Annotated in this window: 23 protein-coding genes; 8 read left to right on the forward strand and 15 right to left on the reverse strand. The window is 73.6% G+C overall.

The features are described from left to right. Position 1: 1 nt before the first annotated feature. Positions 2 to 205, reverse strand: a complete 204-nt coding sequence (locus tag KYT88_RS10765) for a hypothetical protein (RefSeq protein WP_043582797.1) — start codon at positions 203 to 205, stop codon at positions 2 to 4. A gap of 106 nt (positions 206 to 311) precedes the next feature. Beyond that, on the reverse strand, positions 312 to 1355 hold the full coding sequence (ku, locus tag KYT88_RS10770) for a non-homologous end joining protein Ku (RefSeq protein ID WP_043582796.1): 1044 nt from the start codon (positions 1353 to 1355) through the stop codon (positions 312 to 314). A gap of 36 nt (positions 1356 to 1391) precedes the next feature. Here ku and KYT88_RS10775 point away from each other — a divergent pair, with 36 nt between their 5' ends. The 4 genes from KYT88_RS10775 (at position 1392) to KYT88_RS10790 (ending at position 5993) form a co-directional block, all read left to right on the forward strand. After that, complete coding sequence (locus tag KYT88_RS10775) at positions 1392 to 3908, forward strand: ATP-dependent DNA ligase (protein WP_043582793.1); 2517 nt, start codon at positions 1392 to 1394, stop codon at positions 3906 to 3908. A gap of 88 nt (positions 3909 to 3996) precedes the next feature. After that, a complete protein-coding gene (locus KYT88_RS10780; RefSeq protein ID WP_043582790.1) occupies positions 3997 to 4875 on the forward strand; it encodes a fumarylacetoacetate hydrolase family protein in 879 nt (292 codons plus the stop codon). Positions 4876 to 4903: 28 nt separating this feature from the next. Continuing rightward, positions 4904 to 5041 carry a hypothetical protein gene (locus KYT88_RS10785; protein WP_167332588.1) on the forward strand — a complete coding sequence of 46 codons (138 nt, stop codon included), beginning with the start codon at positions 4904 to 4906 and terminating at the stop codon, positions 5039 to 5041. 43 nt (positions 5042 to 5084) lie between these two features. Further along, on the forward strand, positions 5085 to 5993 hold the full coding sequence (locus tag KYT88_RS10790; RefSeq protein WP_043582788.1) for a hypothetical protein: 909 nt from the start codon (positions 5085 to 5087) through the stop codon (positions 5991 to 5993). A 79-nt stretch (positions 5994 to 6072) separates the two neighbouring features. On the opposite strand, the gene KYT88_RS10795 is transcribed toward KYT88_RS10790, so the two are convergent. Beyond that, a complete protein-coding gene (locus tag KYT88_RS10795; RefSeq protein ID WP_051629151.1) occupies positions 6073 to 7590 on the reverse strand; it encodes an aspartate ammonia-lyase in 1518 nt (505 codons plus the stop codon). Positions 7591 to 7696: 106 nt separating this feature from the next. On the opposite strand from KYT88_RS10795, the gene KYT88_RS10800 reads away from it, so the two are divergent. After that, a complete protein-coding gene (locus KYT88_RS10800) occupies positions 7697 to 8548 on the forward strand; it encodes a DUF429 domain-containing protein (RefSeq protein WP_043582786.1) in 852 nt (283 codons plus the stop codon). A 35-nt stretch (positions 8549 to 8583) separates the two neighbouring features. Here the strand turns inward: KYT88_RS10800 and KYT88_RS10805 are convergent, their stop codons facing one another. Continuing rightward, on the reverse strand, positions 8584 to 9330 hold the full coding sequence (locus KYT88_RS10805) for a polyprenol monophosphomannose synthase (RefSeq protein ID WP_043582784.1): 747 nt from the start codon (positions 9328 to 9330) through the stop codon (positions 8584 to 8586). A gap of 189 nt (positions 9331 to 9519) precedes the next feature. Between KYT88_RS10805 and KYT88_RS10810 the strand changes: the two genes are divergently transcribed. Further along, a complete protein-coding gene (locus KYT88_RS10810) occupies positions 9520 to 10041 on the forward strand; it encodes a GtrA family protein (protein ID WP_043582783.1) in 522 nt (173 codons plus the stop codon). A gap of 18 nt (positions 10042 to 10059) precedes the next feature. Here the strand turns inward: KYT88_RS10810 and KYT88_RS10815 are convergent, their stop codons facing one another. The 6 genes from KYT88_RS10815 to KYT88_RS10840 all read right to left on the reverse strand — a co-directional run bounded on the left by KYT88_RS10815 (position 10060) and on the right by KYT88_RS10840 (position 17792). Continuing rightward, the gene (locus KYT88_RS10815) at positions 10060 to 11337 is read right to left on the reverse strand and encodes an Nramp family divalent metal transporter (RefSeq protein ID WP_043582782.1); all 1278 of its coding nucleotides are present in this window, start codon (positions 11335 to 11337) and stop codon (positions 10060 to 10062) included. 55 nt (positions 11338 to 11392) lie between these two features. Continuing rightward, positions 11393 to 12868 (reverse strand): NCS2 family permease, encoded by a 1476-nt coding sequence (locus tag KYT88_RS10820; protein WP_043582780.1) that lies wholly within the window; start codon positions 12866 to 12868, stop codon positions 11393 to 11395. Positions 12869 to 12994: 126 nt separating this feature from the next. Continuing rightward, positions 12995 to 13246, reverse strand: coding sequence for a hypothetical protein (locus tag KYT88_RS10825; protein WP_043582778.1), 252 nt, complete (start codon positions 13244 to 13246; stop codon positions 12995 to 12997). Beyond that, the gene (locus KYT88_RS10830; RefSeq protein WP_043582776.1) at positions 13243 to 14424 is read right to left on the reverse strand and encodes an inorganic phosphate transporter; all 1182 of its coding nucleotides are present in this window, start codon (positions 14422 to 14424) and stop codon (positions 13243 to 13245) included. The genes KYT88_RS10825 and KYT88_RS10830 overlap by 4 nt, the downstream gene beginning before the upstream one ends. Positions 14425 to 14550: 126 nt before the next feature. Then, positions 14551 to 16185, reverse strand: coding sequence for a carboxylesterase/lipase family protein (locus KYT88_RS10835; RefSeq protein WP_237583644.1), 1635 nt, complete (start codon positions 16183 to 16185; stop codon positions 14551 to 14553). 23 nt (positions 16186 to 16208) lie between these two features. Beyond that, the gene (locus KYT88_RS10840; RefSeq protein WP_043582772.1) at positions 16209 to 17792 is read right to left on the reverse strand and encodes a CYTH and CHAD domain-containing protein; all 1584 of its coding nucleotides are present in this window, start codon (positions 17790 to 17792) and stop codon (positions 16209 to 16211) included. A 91-nt stretch (positions 17793 to 17883) separates the two neighbouring features. Between KYT88_RS10840 and KYT88_RS10845 the strand changes: the two genes are divergently transcribed. Beyond that, positions 17884 to 19071, forward strand: coding sequence for a YihY/virulence factor BrkB family protein (locus KYT88_RS10845; protein ID WP_043582770.1), 1188 nt, complete (start codon positions 17884 to 17886; stop codon positions 19069 to 19071). On the opposite strand, the gene KYT88_RS10850 is transcribed toward KYT88_RS10845, so the two are convergent. From KYT88_RS10850 to KYT88_RS10870, 5 genes are all read right to left on the reverse strand, one after another. Next, entirely contained in the window at positions 19016 to 20035 is a 1020-nt protein-coding gene (locus KYT88_RS10850; RefSeq protein ID WP_043582767.1) for an NADP-dependent oxidoreductase, read from the reverse strand. The two genes, KYT88_RS10845 and KYT88_RS10850, sit on opposite strands and share 56 nt — an antisense overlap. A 163-nt stretch (positions 20036 to 20198) precedes the next feature. Then, a complete protein-coding gene (locus KYT88_RS10855; protein WP_043582765.1) occupies positions 20199 to 21143 on the reverse strand; it encodes an NmrA family NAD(P)-binding protein in 945 nt (314 codons plus the stop codon). Then, positions 21140 to 21748: a MarR family winged helix-turn-helix transcriptional regulator gene (locus KYT88_RS10860; protein ID WP_051629150.1), complete on the reverse strand. Its 609-nt coding sequence runs from the start codon at positions 21746 to 21748 to the stop codon at positions 21140 to 21142. The genes KYT88_RS10855 and KYT88_RS10860 overlap by 4 nt, the downstream gene beginning before the upstream one ends. Before the next feature lie 73 nt (positions 21749 to 21821). Then, the gene (locus tag KYT88_RS10865) at positions 21822 to 23210 is read right to left on the reverse strand and encodes a CoA transferase (RefSeq protein ID WP_051629149.1); all 1389 of its coding nucleotides are present in this window, start codon (positions 23208 to 23210) and stop codon (positions 21822 to 21824) included. Between the two features lie 32 nt (positions 23211 to 23242). Beyond that, positions 23243 to 23935 carry an SDR family oxidoreductase gene (locus tag KYT88_RS10870; RefSeq protein WP_043582763.1) on the reverse strand — a complete coding sequence of 231 codons (693 nt, stop codon included), beginning with the start codon at positions 23933 to 23935 and terminating at the stop codon, positions 23243 to 23245. 137 nt (positions 23936 to 24072) lie between these two features. Between KYT88_RS10870 and KYT88_RS10875 the strand changes: the two genes are divergently transcribed. Continuing rightward, positions 24073 to 24423, forward strand: a complete 351-nt coding sequence (locus tag KYT88_RS10875) for a hypothetical protein (protein ID WP_043582761.1) — start codon at positions 24073 to 24075, stop codon at positions 24421 to 24423. Positions 24424 to 24525 lie beyond the last annotated feature (102 nt).

The raw sequence follows: 24525 nt of genomic DNA on the forward strand, positions 1-24525 counted from the left end.
GTCAGCGCCGACGACCCGCGGGCCGCCGGCCGATGAGCGCCCCGACGACCACGAGCAGCGCGAGGGCGACCCCGAGGATCACCCCGAGGGCCACGGGCGAGGCGCCCTGCGTCGCGAGGACGGCGGAGACCGCGGCGAGGATCGCGGCGAGCGACGCGAGGACCGGGACGAGGGGCGAGCGGGTGGCGTTCTTCGCGTCGGGCACAGCACTCCTCATGATCGGTCGCCGCGGGATGCCGCGGTCCCCTCGAGCGTAGGCGGGCCAGGTCCCGTCACCCGCCGGATCGGGCGGACCCCGGGGCGTGATGCCGCTACGCGCTCTTCCGCTCGGCGGCGGATCCCTTAGCCGGGGCCTTCCTCCCGGCGGGCGCGGCCTTCGGCTTCGTCGCCGTCTTCCGCTTCGCGGCGGTCTTCGGCTTCGCCTCCGCCTCGGTCTTGGGCTTCGCCTCGGTCTTGGGCTTGGGCTTCGCCGCCGGCTTCGCCTTCGCCGGCTTCTTCGCCGCCTTCGCCGCGCCCGCCTTCCTCGCCGCCGGCGCCTTCTTCTTCGCCCCGGATCCCCCACCCCGGCTCCGCTCGATGCTCCGCTTCAGCGCGTCCATGAGGTCGAGCACCTCGCCGCCCTCGCCCTCGTCGTCGTCCGCGTCGCCCTCGCCGAACGTCGCGTCGGTGTCGAGCGAGTCGCCCTGCGCGAGCTTCGCGTCGATCAGCGTCTTCAGCTGCTCCTGGTACTCGTCGCCGAACTTCGACGGGTCGAAGTCCTCCGCGAACCCCTCCACGAGCTGCGCCGACATCTTCAGCTCCCGCGGCGAGACCTTGGGCGCCGCGTCGAGCGACGGGAAGTCGGCCTCGCGCACCTCGTCGTCCCAGAGCAGCGTCTGCAGCATGAGCACGTCGCCGCGCACGCGGAGCGCCGCGAGCCGGGTGCGCTGGCGGAGGGTCACGTGCACGATCGCCGTGCGGTCGGTCTCCTGTAGCGTCCGGCGGAGGAGCGCGTACGACTTGGGGCTCGAGGAGTCGGGCTCGAGGAAGTAGCTGCGGTCGAGCATCACGGGATCGATCTGGTCGCTCGGCACGAACTCGACGACGTCGATCTCGCGGCTCCTCTCCTCCGGGAGGCTCGAGAGGTCCTCCTCGGTGATCACCACGGTGCGGTCGCCGTCGTCGAACGCCTTGTCGATGTGGGCGTAGTCGACGACCTTGCCGCACGCCTCACAGCGCCGCTGGTAGCGGATGCGCCCGCCGTCCGCGTCGTGCACCTGGTGCAGCGGCACGTCGTGGTCCTGCGTCGCGCTGTAGACCTTCACGGGCACGTTGACGAGGCCGAAGGTGACGGCGCCCTTCCAGATGGCTCTCATGGATCCAGTGAACACCGGCAGGGCCATGCTGGAGCGATGGCGGGAGCGAAGCAGCAGGTGGAGGTCGACGGGCACCGGATCGCGCTCACGAACCTCGACAAGGTGCTGTACCCGGCGACCGGCACGACCAAGGGCGATGTCATCGCGTACTACGCCGCCATCGCGCCGCACATGCTGCCGCACCTCCGCGACCGGCCCGTGACCCGCAAGCGCTGGGTCGACGGCGTCGGCACCGACGAGCAGCCGGGGAAGATGTTCTTCCAGAAGGACCTCGACGCGCACACGCCGGAGTGGGTGCAGCGGCGGGCGATCCAGCACAGGGACCACGCGAACGACTACCCGCTCGTCGGCGACGTCGCGACGCTCACCTGGCTCGGCCAGATCGCGGCGCTCGAGCTGCACGTCCCGCAGTGGCGCTTCGGCCGCACCGGCGACGTGCGCCGCCCCGACCGGCTCGTGCTCGACCTCGACCCGGGTCCGGGCGCCGGCCTCCCCGAGTGCGTGGAGGTCGCGAAGGCGGCGCGGTCGATCCTCCGCGACATGGGCCTCGACCCCTACCCGGTGACGAGCGGATCCAAGGGCATCCACCTCTACGCCGCGCTAGACGGCAGCCACGACGCGTACGCGATCTCCGAGGTCGCCCACGAGCTCGCCCGCGCGCTCGAGGCCGACCACCCGGACCTCGTCGTGAGCGACATGAGGAAGGCCCTCCGCGAGGGCAAGGTGCTCGTCGACTGGAGCCAGAACAACCCCAACAAGACCACGGTCGCGCCGTACTCGCTGCGCGGGCGCTCCCGGCCGACGGTCGCCGTGCCGCGCACCTGGCGCGAGCTCGCGTCGCCGACCCTGCGGCACCTGGAGCTGGACGAGGTGGTCGCGCGGATGCGGAAGCGCCAGGATCCGCTCGCCCCCGTCGAGGAGGGCCACCGCGAGAGCCTGGAGCCGACGCGCGAGCGGCTCGCGGGCTTCGCGCGGAAGGACCCCGCCGACGACGCGCCCGCCGACGACCGCCTCGCGACCTACCGGTCCAAGCGCGATGCCGCCAAGACCAGCGAGCCCGTGCCCGCGGAGGCCCCCGCGCCCTCGGAGGGCCGCTCCTTCGTGATCCAGGAGCACCACGCCCGCGCGCTGCACTGGGACTTCCGGCTGGAGCACGACGGCGTGCTCGTGAGCTGGGCCCTCCCCAAGGGCGTCCCGACCGAGCACGGCACGAACCACCTCGCGGTGCAGACCGAGGACCACCCGCTCGAGTACGGATCCTTCGAGGGCACGATCCCCGCGGGCGAGTACGGCGGTGGCGAGGTCACCATCTGGGACGCGGGCACCTTCGAGCTGGAGAAGTGGCGCGACGGCAAGGAGGTCATCGCGACGCTGCACGGGCGGGGCGACGGCACGGGCATCGACGGGCCGCGGCGGTACGCGCTCATCCACACGGGCGGGCACGGGAAGGCCGACGCGAACTGGCTGATCCACCTGATGGAGCCGGCCGACGCGCCCGCGAAGGCGCACGCGAAGCCGGCCCGCCCCGCCGCGCTCGAGAAGGCGGGCGGGCGCACACGCGTCGGCGCGCGACGGAAGGGCGGCGCCGCGTCCGCCCCCGCGCCCATGCTCGCGACCGCCGCGACCGGCGCCGGCCTCGACCCCGACGAGGAATGGGCGGTCGAGATGAAGTGGGACGGCTACCGCGCCATCGCCGTCGTCGCGGACGGCCGCGCGACCATCACGAGCCGCAACGGCGTCGACCTCACGCCCGCTTTCCCGGAGCTCGCCGAGCTGCCCGACTCCCTCGACGTCGACGCCGCCGTGCTCGACGGCGAGATCGTCGTGCTCGGATCCGGCGGCCGCCCCGACTTCGGCCTCCTGCAGACGCGGCTCGGCCTCACGGGCGAGAAGGAGATCGCGCGCGCCCGGAAGGCCGCTCCCGTGCACCTCATGCTCTTCGACGCGCTCGCGATCGGCGACCGCATGCTCGTCGAGGAGCCGTACCGGGTGCGCCGTGCCGCGCTCCTCGATGCCGTCCGGTCGCCTGGTCGGGGCCGGATCCAGGTCCCGCCCGCGTTCGACGGCGACCTCGACGGGGCGCTCGCCACCAGCCGCGAGCTCGGCCTCGAGGGCGTCGTCGCGAAGCGCGTCGACGCGCCCTACGAGTCGGGCCGCCGGTCGACCGCCTGGATCAAGATCAAGCACCACCGCGCGCAGGAGGTCGTGGTCGGCGGGTGGCGCCCCGGATCCGGCAGCCGGTCCTCCGGCATCGGCTCGCTGCTGGTCGGCGTCCCCGGCCCCGACGGCCTGATGTACGCGGGCCGCGTCGGCACGGGCTTCACCGAGCGCGACCTCGCCGACGCCCTCCGCCGGTTCCGCCCGCTCGCGCGGAAGACGAGCCCCTTCGCCGACGTGCCCGCCGCCGACGCCCGCGACGCGCACTGGATCACGCCGCGCCTCGTCGGCGAGGTCGAGTTCGCCGAGTGGACCTCGACCGGCCGCCTCCGCCAGGCGTCGTGGCGCGGCTGGCGGCACGACAAGTCGCCCGACGAGGTCGTGCGCGAGGGCTGACCGGCGCGCCCGCAGGTGAGGCGGACCTTCCCATGCACGTTATGACCGCAACCGCGCCCGTCCACGCGCGCCCGATACGCTCGGGGACATGAAGTTCGCCCACCTGCTCGCCGACGACGGCGTGACCCCCCGACTGGCCGCGATCGTCTCCGAGGGCGAGGCGCTCTTCCTCGACGAGGTGCTCGACGACTCCCCGCGCGACCTCCAGGACCTGATCGAGCGCGGCGACGACGAGATGGCCCGCGTCCGCGCGACCGTCGAGCGCGCCGTCGCGAGCCGCACCAGCACCACGCCGGTGGACGGCCTCACGCACGCCTCCGCGATCCTCCGCCCGCCTGCCGTCTACGCCGTGGGCCTCAACTACTCCGCGCACGCCGAGGAGCTCAACATCACGAGCGCCTCCGCCCCCACGGTCTTCGCGCTCTGGCCCAACTCGCTGTCGGGCCACGAGGGCACCACGAGCTGGCCGCGCTCGCTCAGCGAGGAGGTCGACTACGAGGTCGAGCTCGGCGTGATCATCGGGAAGGCCGCCCGCGACGTGTCGGAGGCGGACGCCCTCGACCACGTCTTCGGCTACACGGTCGTCAACGACATCACGGCCCGCAACCTGCAGTTCTCGGAGCAGCAGTGGAGCCGCTGCAAGAGCTTCGACGGCTTCTCCCCCACGGGTCCCGTCGTCGTCACGCGCGACGAGGTGCCGGATCCGCAGGACCTGCGCATCACGACGGTCCTCGACGGCGAGACGGTTCAGGACGGCCGCACGAGCGGCATGGTCCGCACGGTCGCGCGCCTCGTCTCGTACCTCTCCACCTCCTCCACGCTCCTGCCCGGCACGCTCATCTCCACGGGCACGACGAGCGGCGCCGGGTACTCTCGCGACCCCCAGATCTTCCTCAAGGACGGCAGCACCGTCACGGTCTCGGTCGAGGGCATCGGCTCGCTCACGACGCACACGCGCATCCTCTGAGGCGCGGCCCGCGCGTAGGGTCGATCGCATGACCGACCAGCAGCAGGACCCGATCCACGACCACTCGATCCCGGAGGACGCCGACGTCTCGGCGCCCGACGCCGTGGATCCCGAGACGGACGAGCTGCACGACGCCACCGGCCGTCGAGGCGAGCAGGACGCGTAGCCGCTCCCGGCCGATGCACGTGCGCCGCGTCTAGGCTCGACGCATGATCAACCGTCTCCTCTTCCTCGCCGGCATCGGCACCGGATACGTCCTGGGCGCGCGCGCCGGGCGCAAGCGCTACGAGGGGATCGCGCGCACCTCGCGCTCCGTCTGGTCGAGCGAGCCCGTCCAGCGCGGCGTCCGCCAGGCGCAGACCGTGCTCGACGAGAAGGGCCCCGTCGTCGTCGAGCGCACGGTGGAGACCGCCCGCGAGGTCGCGGACTTCGTCGGCCACGCCGTGCAGGGCGCCGCCGTCGCCGTCGGCCGCACCGCGCACACGGTGGGCGAGCGCATCGGCACCACCACGCAGGACGTCGCCGGTCGCGTCGGCAGCACCACGCAGGACATCGCGGGCCGGGTCGGCGACACCGCCAAGGACCTCGGCACCCGCACCGCTGACCAGACCAAGCACGTCGTCGACCGCGTCGGCCAGCAGGCCACCGAGGTCGGGCACCGCGTCGCCGAGACCGCCGAGGACGTGCGCGGCCGCGTGGTCGAGACCGCGGAGGACGCCCGCACCCGCGTCCAGGCCACGGCCGAGGATCTGCGCGAGCGCGGCGAGGAGGCCGGCCGCCGCGCCGTCTTCACCGCGGCCGAGGCGCGCGACGAGGCCCTGGCGTCGTTCGACGACGAGGACGAGACCGGCCCCGTGACGATCCCCCGGGACGGCGACGCCGAGGAGGCCCCCGCCCCCACGGAGCCCGCCGCCACCCCCGCTCCCGCGAAGCCCAAGGCCGCCGCGAAGAAGGCGACCCCGAAGCCGAAGGCGACCCCGGCGGCGTCCGACGCCCCGCACGTGCCGACGCCGGGTGACATCGCCGGATCCGTGCACCGCGAGGAGCCGGCGCACGCCGCGCCCGCCGACGACGCCACCGGCACCACCCCGGCCCGCACGTCGAGCGACGACGCCTGACGCCGAGCACGCCACCCCGCACGCGACAGCGCGCCGCAGCCCTCGGGCCGCGGCGCGCTGTCGTCGTCAGGGGGGCAGGTCAGTCGGCCTGGCCGCCCTCCTCCGCCGCGTGCGCCGCGAGCATCTCGGGCGTGATCACCGACATGGCCGCCGTCACCGGCTCGAGCCCCGAGAGCCGGTCGGGCGCGAGGATCTTCTCCACCTGCGTCCGCGTCATGAGCCCCGCCTCGACCACGAGGTCCGGTATCGACGCGCTCGTCATCAGCGCCGTCTTCGCGAGGCTGGAGGACGCGGCGTAGCCGATGTACGGCGTGAGGGCCGTGACGACGCCCACCGACGACTCCACCTGCGCCGCGAGCCGCTCGGTGTTGGCCGTGATCCCGTCGATGCAGTTCACGCGCAGCGTCTTCGCCGCGTTCCGCAGCCAGCTCAGCGACTGCAGCAGCGAGTGCGCGATGACCGGCTCGAACGCGTTGAGCTGCAGCTGCCCGCCCTCGGCCGCCATGGTCACGGTCACGTCGGCGCCCGCGATGGAGAACGCGACCTGGTTGACGACCTCGGGGATCACCGGGTTGACCTTGCCCGGCATGATGCTGGACCCCGCCTGGCGCGGCGGCAGGTTGATCTCGCCGAGCCCCGCCTGCGGCCCCGACGACAGCAGCCGCAGGTCGTTGCAGATCTTCGACAGCTTGATGGCGCTCCGCTTGAGCGTGGACGAGAGCGTCATGAAGACGCCCGCGTCGCTCGTCGCCTCGATGAGGTCGCTCGCGGTCACGAGCGTGTAGCCCGTGATGGCGCTGAGGTGCCCGCGCACGGCGGCGGCGTAGTTCGGGTCCGCCGTGATGCCCGTGCCGATCGCCGTGGCACCGAGGTTGATCTCCGACAGCAGCGGCACGAGCTCGCCGAGCCGCGCGTGGTCCTCGCCGAGCGTGGTCGCGAAGCCGTGGAACTCCTGGCCGAGCGTCATGGGCACCGCGTCCTGCAGCTGCGTGCGCCCGACCTTGAGCACCTGCGAGAACTGCGCGCCCTTCGCGAGGAACGACCGGCGCAGCAGGTCGAGCTCGTCGAGCGTCTGCAGGAGCGAGTGGATGAGGGCGACCTTGAGCGCGGTCGGGTACGTGTCGTTCGTCGACTGGCTGCGGTTCACATCGTCGAGCGGGTGCATGTGCCGGTAGTCGCCGAGCGCGTGGCCGGCCTTCTCGAGGGCGCGGTTCGCGATGACCTCGTTGGTGTTCATGTTGGTGCTCGTGCCGGCGCCGCCCTGGATCACGCCGACCACGAACTGGTCGTGCAGGTGCCCCGCGATGATCTCGGTGCACACCTCGTCGATCTGCTTCGCCTTCCGCGCGTCGAGCACGCCGATCTGCACGTTGGCACGGGCTGCGGCCTGCTTCACCTGCGCGAGCGCGACGACGAACTCCGGGTAGACGCTCAACGGCCGCAGGCTGATGGGGAAGTTCTCGAGCGCGCGCGCCGTGTGGATCCCCCAGTAGGCGTCGGCGGGGACGTCCATGCTCCCCAGGCTGTCGGTCTCGGTCCGGACGGGGTGGCCGTCCGGGGTCGGGATGCGGTCGTCGTTCGGGCTGACAGGGGTCACGGTGCAGGCTCCATCGTCTCGTCGCTCGTGGCATGAGGATCCCTCGACCCTACTAGCGGCCCCGCGCCCCGCCGAGGCCGCCCGGGCCCGCGGATAGGCTCGTCTGATGCGCCGCTTCCTCGGGATCGACCTCGCCTGGGCGGAGGGCACCGCGACCCGCCCGGCGCGCGAGACCGGGCTCGCGTGCGTCGACGCGGCGGGCCGCGTGCTCGACCTCACGACGGCCCGCGGGATCGACGAGGTGGTCGCCTGGGTCGCCCGCTGGCAGGGCCCCGGCGCGGTCGCCGCGGTCGACGGGCCGCTCGTCGTCGCCAACGCCACGGGCAGCCGGCTCGCGGAGAAGGAGGTCGCGTCCCGCTACGGCCGCCTCGGGATCTCGGCCTACCCTTCGAACCAGGGCCTCCCCGCGCAGGGCGCCGTCGCGCTGCGGCGGCGGCTGGAGGACGCGGGCTGGGCGTACGACGACGGATCCGGTGCCGCGCGCGACGCCGACGCGCGCACGATGATCGAGTGCTACCCGTACACGACGCTGGTCGGCGCGCCCGAGCTCGGGTTTGCGGGTCTCAAGCCCCGGTACAAGCGCCTCGCCCCGCTGCTCGCGACGGCCGAGCGCCGACCCCATCGCGCGGCCGAGTTCCGCGTGGTGCTCGACGCGGTCGCGGGGCTCGCGCACGCGGATCCGCCGCTCGACGTGTCGACGCATCCGCGCGCGGCCGCGCTCGTCGCCGACGGCCCGGCGATCGTGGAGCGGCGGCACAAGCACCTCGAGGACCTGCTCGACGGCCTCATCTGCGCGTGGACCGCCGCGTACTGGGCGCGCCACGGGCGCGCGCGGTCGCAGGTGCTCGGGGCGACGGACCCCGTGGTCGACGCGCTCGGGCGGCGCGGCACGATCATCGCGCCGGCCCGGCCGCACCAGCGCGCCCCCGGCGATCCGCTGCACGCGCCCGAGGCGTGACCACGGAGGCGTGACCACGGAGGCGCGACGGCGGGTCAGCCCCGGCGGAGCCCGAAGCGCAGCTGCAGCACGAGCAGCAGGTTCTTCACGAGCGTGTCGCTCGGGATCTTGGACTCGCCCTCGGTGCGGTCCATGAACACGATCGCCACCTCGGTGGGACGCTTCGCGAGCTTCAGCGCGCGCTGCTTCATCTCGATCTGGAAGCCGTAGCCCGTCGTCGTGATGGTGGACGGCGTGATCCGCCGCAGCAGCTCCGTCTCGTAGAGGTTGAAGCCGCCGGTGTAGTCGGTGATCCGCGAGCCGAGGAACAGGCGCGTGTAGAGGTTGCCGCCGACGCTCAGGAACCGGCGCTTGAGGTTCCAGTCGGGCGTCGCCCCGCCCCGGATGTAGCGCGAGGCGACCACGAGGTCGGCACCGCCGCGCACCCGGCGCAGCATCTCCGTGATGTAGGCGGGGTCGTGCGAGAGGTCGGCGTCCATCTGCAGGATGTGGGTGGGCGGCTCGTCGGACCCGAGCAGCTTCTCGAATGCCCAGATGTACGCGGCGCCGAGGCCGGCCTTCTCCGCGCGGGTCTCGACGCGCACCCGGAAGGTGTCGGTCTCGACGCTCGGCGCGATCGATCGGACGAGGTCCGCGGTGCCGTCCGGCGAGGAGTCGTCGACGATCATGGCCGTGATCCGGAAGTCGGTGTCCTCCGCCGCCATGGCCGCGAGGCGGGGCAGCAGCTCCCCGACGTTGCGCGCCTCCTCGTAGGTGGGGATCACGATCGTGAGACTGCTCAAGCTGGTGGTTCCGTCTCCGAATCGGGGGATGACCCGGATCCGGGCCTCGTCGAGTCTAGCCAGCGACCGCCGGTCGGACAGCGCGGGAGGGCCGTCGCCCGTTATCTCCTTGTTACACTTCGGGTGGCCCGGCGTCCTGACGCCGTCCGCACCCGCCGAACCGTCCGGCGACCGCCCGGGAGGATCAGCGTGACCAGACTCCTCGCCGACCGCCGCGTCCGCTTCCTCATCGCCGGGCTCCTCAACACGGCCCTCGACTTCGTCCTGCTCAACGCCCTGATCCTCGCGGCGCACATGCCCGTGATCGCCGCGAACCTGATCTCGGTCACGGTCGGCATCACGATCTCGTACTTCCTCAACCACTTCTTCGTCTTCCGCCACGGCGAGGCGGTGACGATCGGCCGGTTCCTCAAGTTCTTCGCGGTCACCGGCTTCAGCTCGCTGCTGCTGCAGAGCGGCGTCATCTGGCTCTTCGAGCGCGGGTTCGACACGACCTTCGGCCGCTCGCTCCTGATGTTCGGCACGAGCGCGGAGCAGGAGTTCCTCGAGATCAACATCGCGAAGGCGACCGCGGTGCTCATCGGCCTCGTGTGGAACTTCACGCTGTACCGGCTCGTGGTGTTCCGGACGCCGACGCCGGTCGCCGAGGCCGGCGTCGACGCGGCGACCGACGCCTCCCCCGCCGTCCGCCAGGCCGCGTCCGCCGACTGAGCCCGCCCGGGCCGCCGACTAGAGCAGCTTCCCGACCTCCGTCACGAGCTGCTGCACGCCGAGCACCACGAAGAGCAGCGCTGAGAGGCCCATCACGGTGTTGCTGAGGGGCCGGTTCCGCCACGCCCGCGGCGTGCGGTCGGTGTTGAGCAGCACCAGCAGCGTGATCGCGAGGAACGGCATGAACAGGGCGCCGAGCACGCCGTACGCGATGATCAGGCCGATCGGCTGGTCGAGGAACAGCAGGCCGATGGGCGGGATCGTCAGCCAGAGGATGAACGCCCGGTAGTAGCTGCCGCCGAGGCGACGGCGCGGGTCCTCGACGTCGAGGCCGCGGACGGTGCCGAGGAAGTCGGCGAACATGAGCGAGACGCCGTTCCAGACGCCGAGGATCGACGAGAACGACGTGGCGAAGAAGCCGAGCAGGAAGAACCACGTCATGAAGGCGCCGTAGCGCTCCCCCAGCACGTCGGCGAGCTGCACGAGGCCGCCCTCGCCGTCGGCCAGGGCGATGTCGGCGGAGTACAGCAGCTCCGCGCCGACCACGAGCATCGAGAGCACGAAGATCCCGCTCATCACGTAGGCGACGGAGTTGTCGATGCGCATGACCTTCATCCAGCGGGGCGCGACCCAGCCCTTCTCCCGCAGCCAGTAGCCGTAGGCGGCGAGCGTGATGGTGCCGCCGACGCCGCCCGCGATGCTCAGCGCGACGACGAGGCCGCCCTCGGGGATCGTGGGGACGAGGCCCGTGAGGAGCGCGGGCACGTTCGGCACGGTGACGATCGCGGCGCCCACGACGGTCACGAACATGAGGCCGACGAACACCGCGATGATCTTCTCGAACGCGGAGTACCGGCCGAACCAGACCACGACGGCGCCCACGATGCCGCACGCGATGGCGAACACCTTGAGGTCCACGCCCGGGAAGAGCGCCGCCAGCGGGAGCGCCGAGGAGCTCATCGCGGCCGCGCCGTAGACGAGGCCCCAGATGAGGATGTACGGGCCGAAGTACCACGTGGTCCAGCGGCCGACGGTGCGCCAGCCCTCGAAGATGGTCCTCCCCGTCGCGAGCGAGTACCGGCCGGCGCCCTCCACCAGGAAGATCTTGATGATCACGCCGAGGACGGCCGCCCACAGCAGCGCGTAGCCGAAGCGGGATCCGGCCACCAGGGTCGCCACGAGATCGCCCGCCCCGATGCCCGTGGCGGCCACCACGAGGCCGGGGCCGACGATGCGCCAGCGCTTGGCCGACTCCTGGGGTCCGCGGACGTCGCCGCGCGTGTCGAGGTCGGTCATGTCGGGCTCCCGTGCGTCATCGAATGGGGGTCCCGTCCCACCTTACGCACGGGGATCAGACGCCGAGCAGCTGCTCGATCGGCCCGCGGGCGAAGAAGATCAGGAACCCCGCGGAGACGACCCAGAGCAGCGGCGAGACCTCGCGCACGCGGCCCGAGAAGGAGCGCACGAGCACCCAGGAGAGGAAGCCGACGCCGATGCCGTTGGCGATCGAGTAGGTGAGCGGCATGACGAGGACGGTGAGGAACACGGGCAGCGCGACCGAGAAGTCGGTCCACACGATGTCGCGGATCTGGGACGCCATGAGCGTGCCGACGATGACCAGCGCGGCGGCCGCGACCTCGAGCGGCACGACCTGCGTGAGCGGCGTGAAGAACATCGCGAGGAGGAACAGCACGCCCGTGACCATCGAGGCGAGGCCCGTGCGGGCGCCCTCGCCGATGCCGGACGCCGACTCGATGAACACCGTGTTCGACGAGCTCGAGGTGGCGCCGCCCGCGACCGCGCCGAAGCCCTCGACGACGAGCGCGCCCTTGAGGCGGGGGAAGTCGCCGCGCTCGTCGGAGAGGTCGGCCGCCTTGGCGAGGCCCGTCATGGTGCCCATGGCGTCGAAGAAGTTCGTGAAGACCAGCGTGAAGACGAGCATCAGGCTGGAGATGATCCCTATGCGGCCGAACGCGCCGAAGTCGAACGCGCCGACGAGGCCGAGGTCCGGCAGCGCGACCGGGGTGCCGGGCAGCACGGGCGCGTTGAGGTTCCAGCCGGTGGCGCCCGAGGTGTTCGACGGGCCGATGTGGAAGACCTGCTCCACGACGATGGCGATGAGCGTGGTCGCGACGATGCCGATGAGGAGCGCGCCCGGCACGCGGCGGGCCATGAGCACGCCCATGATCACGAGGCCGAGGATGAAGACGACGGTCGGCAGCGACGCGATGGAGCCGTCGATGCCGAGCGCGAGAGGCGAGGCCGGGACGCCCGTGCCGCGCACGAAGCCGGAGTCGACGAAGCCGATGAACGCGATGAACAGGCCGATGCCCACCGTGATGGCGGTCTTCAGCTCGCGCGGGACGGCCCGGAAGATCAGGGTGCGGAGGCCCGTGGTGGCGAGCAGCACGATGACGAGGCCGTTGATGACCACGAGGCCCATCGCCTCCGGCCAGGTGACCTCCCCGACCACGCTGACCGCGAGGAAGGAGTTGATGCCGAGGCCCGCGGCGAACGCGAACGGGAGGCGCGCGACGAGGCCGAACAGGATCGTCATCACGCCCGCGGTGAGGGCCGTCGCGGCGCCCACCTGCGAGGCGCGCAGCCAGTTGCCCTCGACGTCGAGCGTGGCCGCGTCCGCGCTGAAGCCGCCGAGGATCAGCGGGTTGAGCACGACGATGTACGCCATGGTCACGAAGGTGAGGACGCCGCCGCGGACCTCGCGCGCGTACGTGGATCCGCGCTTCGTGATCTCGAAGAACCGGTCGAGCGCGCCGCGCCCTCCTCGGGTCTCGGGGTCAGGGGACGACGTGCGCGCTTCGGTCATGGGCTTCTTCCGCGATGGGTCGGGTCGGGCGACGGGGAGGGGAGGAGCCGACGACCTTGTCGGGACGGGTTCGAGCCTAGGGCCGGGCGCGCGGCCGGGACCAGCCCTGGCCGCGACGCCCGCCGCTCAGGAGTGCAGGGCCGGGATGATCAGGTACACGCCGTAGAGCACGGCGAGGCCGCTGAGGGCGAAGCAGACGTAGCCGCCCACGGTCGCGGCCTGCGGGCGGATGCCCGTCACCGAGACCTTGTCGCCCTCGTCGTCGTACTCGGTGCCGACCGCCAGCAGCCGGACGCCGAGCGAGAACAGGCACACCACCGCGACGGCGCCCACGAGGGCCGCCACGGCGACGACGACGAACGCGCTCCAGTCGATCATGCGGCCTCCCTGGCCTTCCGGGCGGCCTTGGTGGCCTTGCGTCCGCGCACCGCGAATCCGGCGGCGTCGACCTCGACGATGGCGTTGCGGGCATCGACCGCGTTCCGGCGCGAGCGCCGGAAGATCCAGACGATGACCGCGACTCCGACGACCGCGTCGATGACGAAGCCGACCGTGCCGGTGCTCGCGATGAACGCGGCGACGGCGCCCACGACGGCGGCCGACGGCAGCGTGAGCAGCCAGCCGAGCGCGATCTTGCCCACCGTGTTCCAGCGGACGGACGCGCCGCGGCGGCCGAGGCCCGAGCCGATGACGGATCCGGACGCGACCTGCGTGGTCGAGAGCGCGAAGCCGAGGTGGCTGGACGCGAGGATGGTGGCCGCGGTCGACGCCTCGGCGCTGAAGCCCTGCGCGGGCTTGACCTCGGTGAGGCCGGATCCCATCGTGCGGATGATGCGCCAGCCGCCCATGTAGGTGCCGAGCGCGATGGCGACGGCGCAGACCGCGATGACCCAGAACTCGGGGCCGGAGCCCGCCGCCTGGAAGCCGCCCGCGATGAGCGTGAGGGTGATGATGCCCATGGTCTTCTGCGCGTCGTTGGTGCCGTGCGCGAGGGCCACGAGCGACGACGTGAAGATCTGGCCGTAGCGGAAGCCGCCGCGCTCGTTCGGGCCGCTCGAGCGGCGCGTGATCGAGTAGGCGAGCTTCGTGGTCGCGTACGCGATGAGGCCCGCGATGGCCGGGGCGAGGAGCGCCGGGAGGATGACCTTCGACAGCACGACGCCGAAGTCGACCGAGCCGAGCCCTGCGCCCACGACGGCCGCGCCGATGAGGCCGCCGAACAGCGCGTGGCTGGAGCTCGACGGGAGGCCGCGGAGCCAGGTGACGAGGTTCCAGACGATGGCGCCCATGAGGCCCGCGAAGATCATGGTCGGCGTGATCTGCACGCCGCCGTCGCCCTCGCGGATGATGCCGCCGGAGACGGTCTTGGCGACCTCGGTGCTGAGGAACGCGCCGACGAGGTTGAGGACCGCGGCGATCGCGACGGCCACCCGCGGCTTCAGCGCACCCGTCGCGATGGGGGTGGCCATCGCGTTCGCCGTGTCGTGGAAGCCGTTGGTGAAGTCGAAGAACAGGGCCAGGGCTATGACCAGGACGACGATGAGGGTGAGATCCACTACCGGATCCCTCGAGCGGATGTCACAGTCGTCGATCCTAACGGCTTGCATACGCCGGGCCCGAACGGGCGACCGGCGGATGGCGGTCAGGTGAAGATCTCGCGCCGGCCGGCCGAGGCGGTCGGCTCAGATGTGCGGTACGAAGTCGCGCCAGGCGACGCGGCGGTCGGCGTGCGGGTCGTGCTCGATGCGGTCGACCACGTCGAAGACGAGGGTCGCCCGCTCCCCCGATGCCCCCGCGTCCGACGCACCGGTGCCCGGAGCCTCGTCGGCGCCGCCCACGTAGGGCGGCCAGGACTCGTCGACGGTGCCGTCCTGCGCGAAGCGGAGCCACGCGATGCGCATCCGCTCGCCCGCCGCGACGAACGCGCGCCGGCCGCCGAGCAGCGTCATGCCGCGGCCGAGCATCGAGTCCATGCGGTCGAACAGGGCGAACAGCTCGAGGCCGTGCGTGGCGTCGAGGCCCATGAGGTGCACGAGGCGCGGGGCGATGTCGAAGCGGTAGAAGTGCACGGGCGCGTAGCGGGCATGGCGCTCGGCGACCTTGATCGACGGGAACCAGAAGGCGTAGTCGCCGCCGAAGTCGAGCGCGGCCCGGCGCTTGGGCAGGCCGGGGTAGAGCGCGGCGAGCTCCTCGCGGTGGGCCTCGTCGGTCTTCGCGAACACCGCCTCGATGCGGGGCGGCGTGGTCGCGAGGATGTCGAGCCGGCCCGTGAACAGGGATCCCTCGCGCTCGTTGGTGCCGATGATGAGCGGCACCCGGGCCGCGCGGCCGTGCTTGAACGCGTCGAGCGGGCGCTCCGGCAGCACGTCGCCGTCGATGACGGGGCTGAACGTGATGGTCCCCGGCTCCTCGTCGGGCGTCCGCACCATCAGCTCGTTGGCCGTCGCGGCGAGGGTGGATGCGCTCGCGGCCGTGAGCAGCCGGACGGCCTCTGCATCGTCGGGCGCGCGGCCCGCCCGACCCGCGAGGAGGTCCACGAACTCCCCGGCCCACCGCGCGGTCTGCTCTGCCGGGTAGACGGCGTTCGTCGGCGAGCTCTGCGCGATGGCGCGCGCGAACAGCCCGTGCGCCGACGGCACCGCCATGAGGGTCGTGACGGCGTTGCCGCCCGCGGACTCGCCGAAGACCGTGACGTTGTCGGGATCCCCGCCGAACTCGCGGATGTTGTCGCGCACCCACTGCAGCGCCTGCACCTGGTCGCGCAAGCCGAGGTTCGACTCGATGGGCCGCTCGGGCGTCGAGTACCGGCTGAAGTCGAGGTAGCCGAGCGCGCCGAGCCGGTAGTTGAAGCTCACGTAGACGATGCCGCCCTGGCGGACGAGGCCCTCGCCCTGCACGGGGTTCTCCCGCGAGGATCCGACGACGTAGGCGCCGCCGTGGATGAAGACCATGACCGGCCGCAGCTGCGACTCGCGGTTCACGCGGGCGGCGTCGGGGCTGAGGCCTGAGGGCGCGATGACGTTGACGGTGAGGCAGTCCTCCCCCATCGGCGTGCCCTGCGGCGCGCCCATGAACGCGCCCGCGCTGACCTGCGGCGCGACCTTGCCGAAGTGCTGGGCGAAGCGCGCGCCCTGCCAGGCGACGACGGGCTGCGGCGCCCGGAAGCGGAGGTCGCCGCGGGGCGGTGCCGCGAAGGGGATGCCGCGCCATGCTTCGATCCCGCGCTCGCGCACGCCGCGGACGGTGCCGCCGGTGACCCGCACGTCGAGCTCCGACGGGTCGTACGCCGGGGTGGGCGGATCGGCGTCGGGGGTCACCCGATCGAGTTTACGGTCCGCCCTCACGCTCCCGGGACGGCGGTCGCGAGCAGGCGCTCCAGCGCGCGCTCGGCCCGCCACAGCGCGGACTCGGTGCGCAGCCGCTCGGCCTCGTGCAGCACGCCGAGCGCGAAGGCGTCCTCGCCGCGGGCCGCGAGGCGCTTCGCCTCGTCGCGGAGGACCCGCTGCATCGCGATGCCATCGCGGTGCTCGCCGAGCTCGTCGTGCACCTCCTCGGCGGCGGTCGCGAGCCGCATCGTCTTCCGGCCGAGGACCTGGACCGTGCGGCCGCTGAACTCCTCCGCGGCGTAGCGGAGGCGCTTGGCGGCCTTGCGGACCTCGTGCAGCGCCTCGGTGCGCGCGGCCTCGCCGACCGCCTCCTGCGCGACCGCTGCCCGGCGGCCGACCCGCTCGGCGTCGCGACGGAGGGCCGCGTGCAGGGCGGGACCCGCCGGGGCGCTCGCGTCGTGCGTGAGGGGCGGATCCGCGACCAGCCGGTCGAGGTCGTCGAGCAGCGCGAGGTAGCGAGCGGACGAGAGCGCGCGGACCACGCGCTCGCGGGCGCGGCGGTAGCGCTCGTCGAGGACGTCGTGCAGGGCGTCGCCGACGTGGTCGGGCACGGTCTCCGTGTCGTGCTCCACCACCGACCAGACGACGCGGTCGCGCAGCACCTCCATGTCGCGCGCGCCGCCGAGGACGGTCCCGAGCGCGGTGAGCTCGGCGCGGACGGGCGCCGTGGCCGCCGGGTCGATCACGTCCTGGTGGGTGCGGAGCGCGCTGCGGAGCCGGCGGACGGCGACGCGCATCCGGTGCACGGCGTCGTGCTCGTCGGCGCGCACGTGCGGGTCGGCGGCCACGAGGTCGCGGACGCCGCGGGCGAGGATCGCGCGGGCCACCTCGGATGCGGGGCTCTCCTTCGTGAGGGTCGTGGGATCCGGCAGGGCGGGACCCGCGGGCGCCTCGCGTCCGAGCGCATCGGCGCCGAGCGCGCGGGCGAGCTTCGAGGCGCTGTCGGAGGGGCGGGCGCCCGCGTCGACCATGTGCCGCTCGATCCGGTCGAGGAGCGCCGCGCGCTGCTTCCGCTTCGCGGGCGCGTCCGGCAGCAGCTCGACCTCCCACTCGTGCCAGGCGCGCACGGTGCCGCCGCGGATGTCGGATCCGGTGACGCGGTCGTCGGCGAACTCGGCGACCGCGCGCCCGTCGGCGTCGTGCAGCGTGACGGTGGTGCGGACGGTCTCGAGGCGCGCGAGGGGCGTGAGCTCGCGGCCGCGCACGTGCACGGCCACCTGGTCGAGCACGGCCGGCGGGATCGCGCCATCGCCGTCGTCGCCGTCGGCCAGCGGCCAGCCGAGCTCCGTGCGTCCCTCGCCGCCGTCGGCCGGGAGCTTCACGTGCCAGCCCGCATCGTGCCCGCCCTCGCGGCGGCGGAGGATCATGCGGCGGTCGGCGAGCGCGTGGTCCGCGGTGTCGAGGTAGACCGCCACGAGCGTCACGGGCTCCGCGGGTCGCGCCTCGGCGATCCCCTCGATGCCGGTGAAGGCCGGGACGGGCACCCCGTCCGGGACGTCGTACTTGCGCTCGATCTCGACGGACGATGTGTGGACCATCCCCCCTGTGTAGCGCACCCGGCCTGGCGCGGCCAGCCGCCGACGGTCGCCGGGAGCGTCGCGGCGCCGGGCGTGGGTCAGACTGGCTGGCATGCCCATCCGCCCGCGACGCGTCGCGCCCGACGACGCCGCGCCGCAGGCCGAGCTCGACGAGCAGGCGCTGCACCGACGCCAGCGCATCGGCCGCGAGCTCGGCTGGTACGCGTGCCGCCGCGCGGTCTACGGCTTCATGAAGCACCGCGGCATCGACATGGCCGCGAGCCTCACCTTCTACTCCACGCTCTCGCTCGTCCCCGCGGCGGTCGCGGTGCTCAGCCTCATCGGCGTCGTCGGCGACACGCGCGCCGGCGTCGAGGGCGTGCTCGGCGTGCTCACGGCCGTGCTGGGCGACTCGGCCGTCGACGTGATCCGCGACCCCGTCGAGCAGCTCGCCGACGGGCCGCGCTCGGGCATCGCCTTCACCGTCAGCTTCCTCGGGGCGCTCTGGACCTCGGCCGCCTACGTCACCGCCTTCGGCCGGGCGATGAACCGCGTGCAGGAGACCGAGGAGGGCCGGCCGCTCGTGAAGTACCGGGCGCTGATGCTCGGGGTCACCGTCGCGCTGCTCGTCGTCAGCGTCGTGATGGTCGGCATGCTGCTGCTCACCGACGACGGCGCCCGCGCGCTCGGGCAGCAGCTCGGCCTCGGGGACACGACGCTCGTGGTGTGGTCGATCGTCAAGTGGCCGCTGCTCGCGGCACTGCTGACGGGGATCATCGGCGTGCTGTACGCCGCGACGCCGAACCTGCGTCGGCGCCGGGTGGACCTGCTCACCTGGGGCAGCCTCGTGGCGATCGTGGCCTGGGGCCTCGGCACCGCCGGCTTCGTCTGGTACGTGACGACCATCGCGACCTACGAGTCGACCTACGGGGTGCTCGGCGCGGTGATCGTGCTGCTGCTGTGGCTCTACATCGGGAACCTGTCGCTCGTGCTCGGCGGGGAGCTCGACGTGGAGATCATCCGCGCCCGCCAGCTGCAGGCGGGGATCCCGGCCGAGCACGCGCTGCGACTGCCGGTGCGCGACACGACCCGCGCCGACCGGCTCGCCCGGCGCCGCGCCCTCCTCGAAGACGAGGGGCGGCGCCTGCGCGAGGCGCGCTCGGGAGGACACGGGTCGGACCCCGGGGAGCGCCGGGCGGATGCACCGCAGACGCTCCCCGAGGACGACACGAGGGAGGTGCGGGTCAGGCGGAAGCGCTGGTCCGCACGACCATCTTCCCGACGTTCTCGCCGCGCATGAGGCCGGTGAAGGCCTCGAACGCGCGGTCGATCCCGTCGATCACGGTCTCGTCGGCGGTGATGCGGCCCTCGGCGAGCCACGGGCCCATCTTCTGGGCGAACTCGGGCGCGAGGTCCTGGTGGTTGCCGAGGGTGAAGCCGCGGAGCGTGAGGCCGCGCGTGACGATGCGGCCCGTGTTGCGGATCGCGATCTCCTCGCCGGTGGAGTTGTAGGTCGAGATCGACCCGCAGTTGGCGACGCGGCCGCCGTTCTTGAGCGCGCCGAGCGCGGCCGAGAGGTGGTCGCCGCCGACGTTGTCGAAGTAGAGGTCGATGCCGTCGGGCGCCGCCTCCGCGAGCTTCTGCTCGAGGTCGCCGCCGTGGTAGTCGAACGCGGCGTCGAAGCCGAGGTGCGAGGTGAGGCGCTCGACCTTCTCCGCGGATCCGGCGCTGCCGACGACGCGCGAGGCGCCGAGCAGGCGGGCTATCTGGCCGACCATGGAGCCGACCGCGCCGGCCGCGCCGGACACGAAGACGACGTCGCCCTCCTTGATGGAGGCGATGCGGGTGAGGCCGACGTACGCGGTGAGGCCCGTGAGGCCCAGCACGCCGAGGTGCGCGGAGGACGCGACGCCCGGGACCTCGGGCACGGGGCGGAAGCCGCCGGCCTGACCCTGGGCGACGTCGCGCCAGCCGAGCATGTGGCTGACGAGCGTGCCGACCGCGAGGTCGTCGGAGCGGGACTCGACGACGCGGCCGACGGCGGATCCGGTCATGGCCTCGTCGAGCTGGAACGGCGGCACGTAGGACGGCACGTCGTTCATGCGGCCGCGCATGTAGGGGTCGACGGAGATGAACTCGTTCTCGACGCGGACCTCGCCGTCCTGCAGGTCGGGCAGGTCGACCTCGACGCGGCGCACGTCGTCGGGGGTGGGCTCGCCGGTGGGGCGCTTCGCCAGCTGCCACTGGATGCTGCGTGCAGACATGGGTCTCCTTCGTTCTCGGGTGCGGGCGGTCGGACGGCCGGCCCGCGGCGCTCGTGGCGCGGCCCCACCCTTCCACCGCCCGCTGGACGCCGCACCCAGCGAGCCGTGGCCTCGTGACGGGACGGCCGGGCGCGTCGCCCGGCCGCCCCGATCCCGCGTGCGGCTACGCGGCGGTCGATGCCCCGCGCTCGGCGACGTGCGCGGCCAGCACGTCCCGCACGCTCGTCCAGGTGTGCGCGCCCAACCGCTCGCGGTCGACGTGCAGGAGCTCCGCCTCGCCGCTGTACATGCTCACGAGGTACTGCATCCCCTGCCATGCCGGGAAGGTCTCCTGCTCGTCGCGGCCGACCCGGCGCATCGCCTTGGCCGCCGTGGAGAGGACCCCCGTGCTGCCCGCCCACTGCAGCGCGAACGGCGTGCCCGTGATCTCCGTCATGGTGCGCGCGAGATCGCGCGCGGTCACGCGGTCCCCCGCCACCTCGACCACGCGCGGCGCGTCGTCGTCGAGCGCGACGAGCGCCGTCACGCGGGCGGTGTCGTCCTTGGTCGTGAAGTCGAGCACCTGGTCGGCGGACGACCAGTACAGGACGCGGCGCCGGTCGAACAGGACGATGGGCGCCTGCCCGGTGAGCATGTCGGCGAAGGCGCCGTTGAGCACCGAGGTCGCCCGGATCGGCGCCGCGTCGAGGTCGGCCGCGAACTCGCGCCGGAGCTCGAAGTTGCGGTTGCTGCCGGGCGTGACCCGGCGGTAGTCGGAGGAGTAGTCCGAGGGGATGAAGCGCGGCACGCCGGCGGCGACCGCCGCTGTCAGGAGCGCGCGCTGCGCCCCCACGATCACGGCCCGCGCCCCGCTCACGGCGGAGACGACGACGCGCGCGCCGGCGACCGCGCGGATCAGCGCGGCCCGGTCGGTGTACGCCGCCTCCACGACCTCGACGCGGGGGTCGTCGCCCCACGCCTCGGCGGCGGCCGTGCTGCCAGGCCGGGTGAGGACGCGGACGCGCGCGCCAGCGGCGAGCAGCTCGCGGACGATGCGGCGGCCGATGTCGCCGGTGGCGCCGGCGACGACGACGGGGCCGGATGCGGATGTGGGGGAAGAGGTGGTCACGAGGGTTCTCCGTCTCGGATGGTGCGGCGCGCCGGTCGGCGCGAACGATGGGGGGCGGCGACGGGCTGCTCGAGGCGCTCCGTCTCCGACGGCTCGGCGGCGGGGCCGGCGGCCTCGCCGATGCCGAGGGCGACGCGGGCGAGGAGGCGGCGGAGCACGATGCGCTCGTCGGGGGCGAGGGCGCCCATCAGGGCGTCCTCCACCTCGCCGAGCGCGACGCGGGCCGTCGCCAGCAGGGTGCGCCCGGCATCGGTCGGCACGACCTGGCGGATCCGCCTGTCGCGCGGGTGCGGCTGCCGCTCGACGTGCCCTCCCTCGGCGAGCGCGTCGATCACGTAGGTCATCTGCGTCTTGTCGATTCCGAGCCGCTGCGCGAGGGCCAGCTGCGACGACGGCTCCTCCGTGGTGACCGCGACGAGCACCTGGTAGCCGCGGGGCCCGCCGGGCACGTCCGCGACGGCGGCCTGCGCGGTGCGCACGAAGCCCTGGTAGACGGACTGGATCGACCAGCCGAACTGCGTCTCGATGCCACCGGAGCCCCAGTCGATGCCGGATGCGTCCACGTCGGCGTGACCCAGGTCGCGGGTCGAGGTGGATGAGCTCATGCGGAGATCATATGCCCAAAAGATCGTCTTTCGTCAAGACCATCTGTCCGACCGAGTGATGGCGACCGCCGGTTCAGCGCCAGCTCGGCGCATCCCCGCCCAGCGCCGTGGGGATCCAGGTCGGGGAGAGCGACGCGGGGCCGACGCGCAGGGGCGACGCCGTCATGCGCGCGCCGCCGCGCGGGGTGGTCACGAGCCGCGGGGGCTCGTCCTCCGCGTCCCCGGCCTCGTCCACGTCGCCCTGCCCCGCGGAGCGCGGCAGGGCCAGCAGCGCGTGCGCCGTGCGCGCGAGCGAGAGCCGCCACGAGGATCCGCGCCCGGTGCCGGCCCGCCGCGCGAGCCCGGCGACAGCGGACGCCGCCGCGAGGTACCCCGTGCTCCAGTCGAGCGCCTGCACGGGTAGCGGCACGGGCCGGTCGCCGCCCGCCGCGACCATGCCCGCGTGCGCGATCCCGGATGCGCTCTGCACGATCGAGTCGAAGCCGCGGCGTCCCGCCCACGGACCCGTCCAGCCGTACGCGTCGACGGCCACGTCCACGAGGCTCGGGCGGATCCGCTCCCTCTCCTCACGCGGGAACCCGAGCGCGTCGAGGGCACCGGGACGGTAGCCGTGCACGAGCACGTCGGCGCCCGCCATGAGCTCCGTGAGGCGCGCGTGACCCTCCGGCGTGCGGGCGTCGAGGCGCGCGGTCCGCTTGCCCGCCATCACGAGCGGCAGCACGGCGGGCTCGTCCCAGGCGGGCGGATCCACGCGCAGCACGTCCGCGCCGAGCGCCGCGAGCGCCTGCGTGCAGGCCGGGCCCGCGATGACGCGCGTGAGGTCGAGCACGCGGATCCCCGCGAGCGGCGCCTCCGCGCTCGGCCGCCAGCCGGAGGACCGGGCGACCGCGCCGCCGTCCTGGCGCGCGATGAGCGGCTCGGCGGCGACAGCCCGGCCGGTGTCCGTCGCGGCCCACTCCCCCGCGCTCCGCAGGGCAGCGGCCACCCCGCCCGCCGCGACGACCGCGTCCTCGAGGGCCAGGGCATCCCACCCGGCGATCGCCCGGGTCAGCGCCGCGACGTCGGCGTCGGGCGCGCAGCCCGTCACCGACAGCAGCGCGGCACGGTGCCGGGGCGCGTTGGCATGCGTGCGGATCCACGAGCCGTCGCGGGTCGGGAACGAGCCGGAGAGCGGATCCCACGGCGAGGGCAGCGCCCACCCCACCGGCTCCACGTGCTGCCCGCACCACGCCTCGGCGCGTCCGCGGTGGACGACGACCCCGCGGGGACCGGCCAGGTCGGCGGCCTCGGCGAGAGCCGCCACGGCGCCGCCGAGCAGCCCGATCGCGGACACGACGAGATCCGTGACGGGCAGCGCGGAGCGGAGGGCGCCGCGGCCCACGACGCGCGTCGGAGCGGTCGCGCCCAGCAGGGTGGCCGCGGCCGCGAGCCCGGAGGCGTCGTCGGATCCCGGGGTCGTCATGCCCGCACGCTACGCCGGCGGGCGGGCCCGGATCAGCCCCCGAACGGCCGCAGCGACACCGACTCGAGCGTGCCGTCACGGGTCTGGTCGACGACGAGGCGCACGGCGCGAGCGACGGACGCGGGCTCGAGGTAGCGCGTCTCGTCGTACTCGCCGCCCTCCTTCGCCCGGAGCTCGCGCTGCATGTCCGTGGCGACGCGGCCCGGGTGCACGCTGGAGACGCGCACGCCGTGCGGGCGCTCCTCCTCGCGGAGGGCGTCGCCGAGCGCGCGGAGGGCGAACTTGGATCCCGCGTAGACGCCGCCCGTGGGGTTGGCCGTGAAGCCGGATCCGGAGTTCACGAGCACGACCTGCCCCTTAGCCGCCCGGAGCGCGGGCAGGAGCGCGCGCGTCACCTCGGCGACCGCGAAGACGTTGATCTCGAAGACCCGCCGCCACTCGTCGACGGGCGTCTCCGCGACGGCGTCGCCGCCGATGACGCCGGCGGAGTGCACGAGCACGTCGAGGCGGTCGAGGGACGGGACGAGGTCGGCGAGGCCGCCCGCGGCGAGGTCGGCCGGCCAGCCGACGGCGTCCGGCAGGGAGGCGGCGAGCGCGTCGACGGCGTCGCGGTCGCGGCCGTGCACGATCACGCGGTGGGTGCGGCCGAGGTCCTCGGCGACGGCGCGGCCGATGCCGCGGGTGGCTCCCGTGACGAGGGCGACGGGGCGGGCGTGGTCGGTCATGGATCCTCCTGGGTCGCGGTCCTCCAGGCTACCGACGGCATCCGGCCACCCGGGCGGGAGCGGTCCGGAGCGTGACGTAGCGTGGAGGGACCGGCGGCCGTGAGGCGCGTCGGCCCGCCGCCCGAGAGGATCCGCCCGTGCACGCCCGCTTCCCCGCCAGCCTCGAGGTGCTGCGCCAGGAGGCCCGCGACGAGCTGGACGCCGTGATCGAGCACCGCTGCCGGAACGGCGACGACCCATGGGAGGTGATCCCGCAGCTGCCCACCGTGGACGAGCACGTGGTCGCGACCCTCCGGCAGGACGCGCTGGAGGCCGACGGGATGACCGAGGAGCTGGCCCGCGTGCGCCACCCGTCGACCGAGCCGGGGGTCGTCGCGCGCTTCGAGTACCGGCTGCTGCGCGGCATCGCGCTGGAGCACCCGGACCTCTCGCGCGCGGTCTGGACGCTCATCGGGCGCATGGAGCGCGACCTCCGCCGCCGCTCCTGAAGAGGTGATGAGAGCTGCATTCGCCGTCGGCGAACGGCTTGGCACTCCCCTGCGCCGAGTGCTAATCTCATCGTGGTTGAGCCGAGGGGGCTCAACCCCGGA

Source organism: Clavibacter sp. A6099 (assembly GCF_021919125.1).
GTDB classification, from domain to species: Bacteria; Actinomycetota; Actinomycetes; order Actinomycetales; family Microbacteriaceae; genus Clavibacter; species Clavibacter seminis.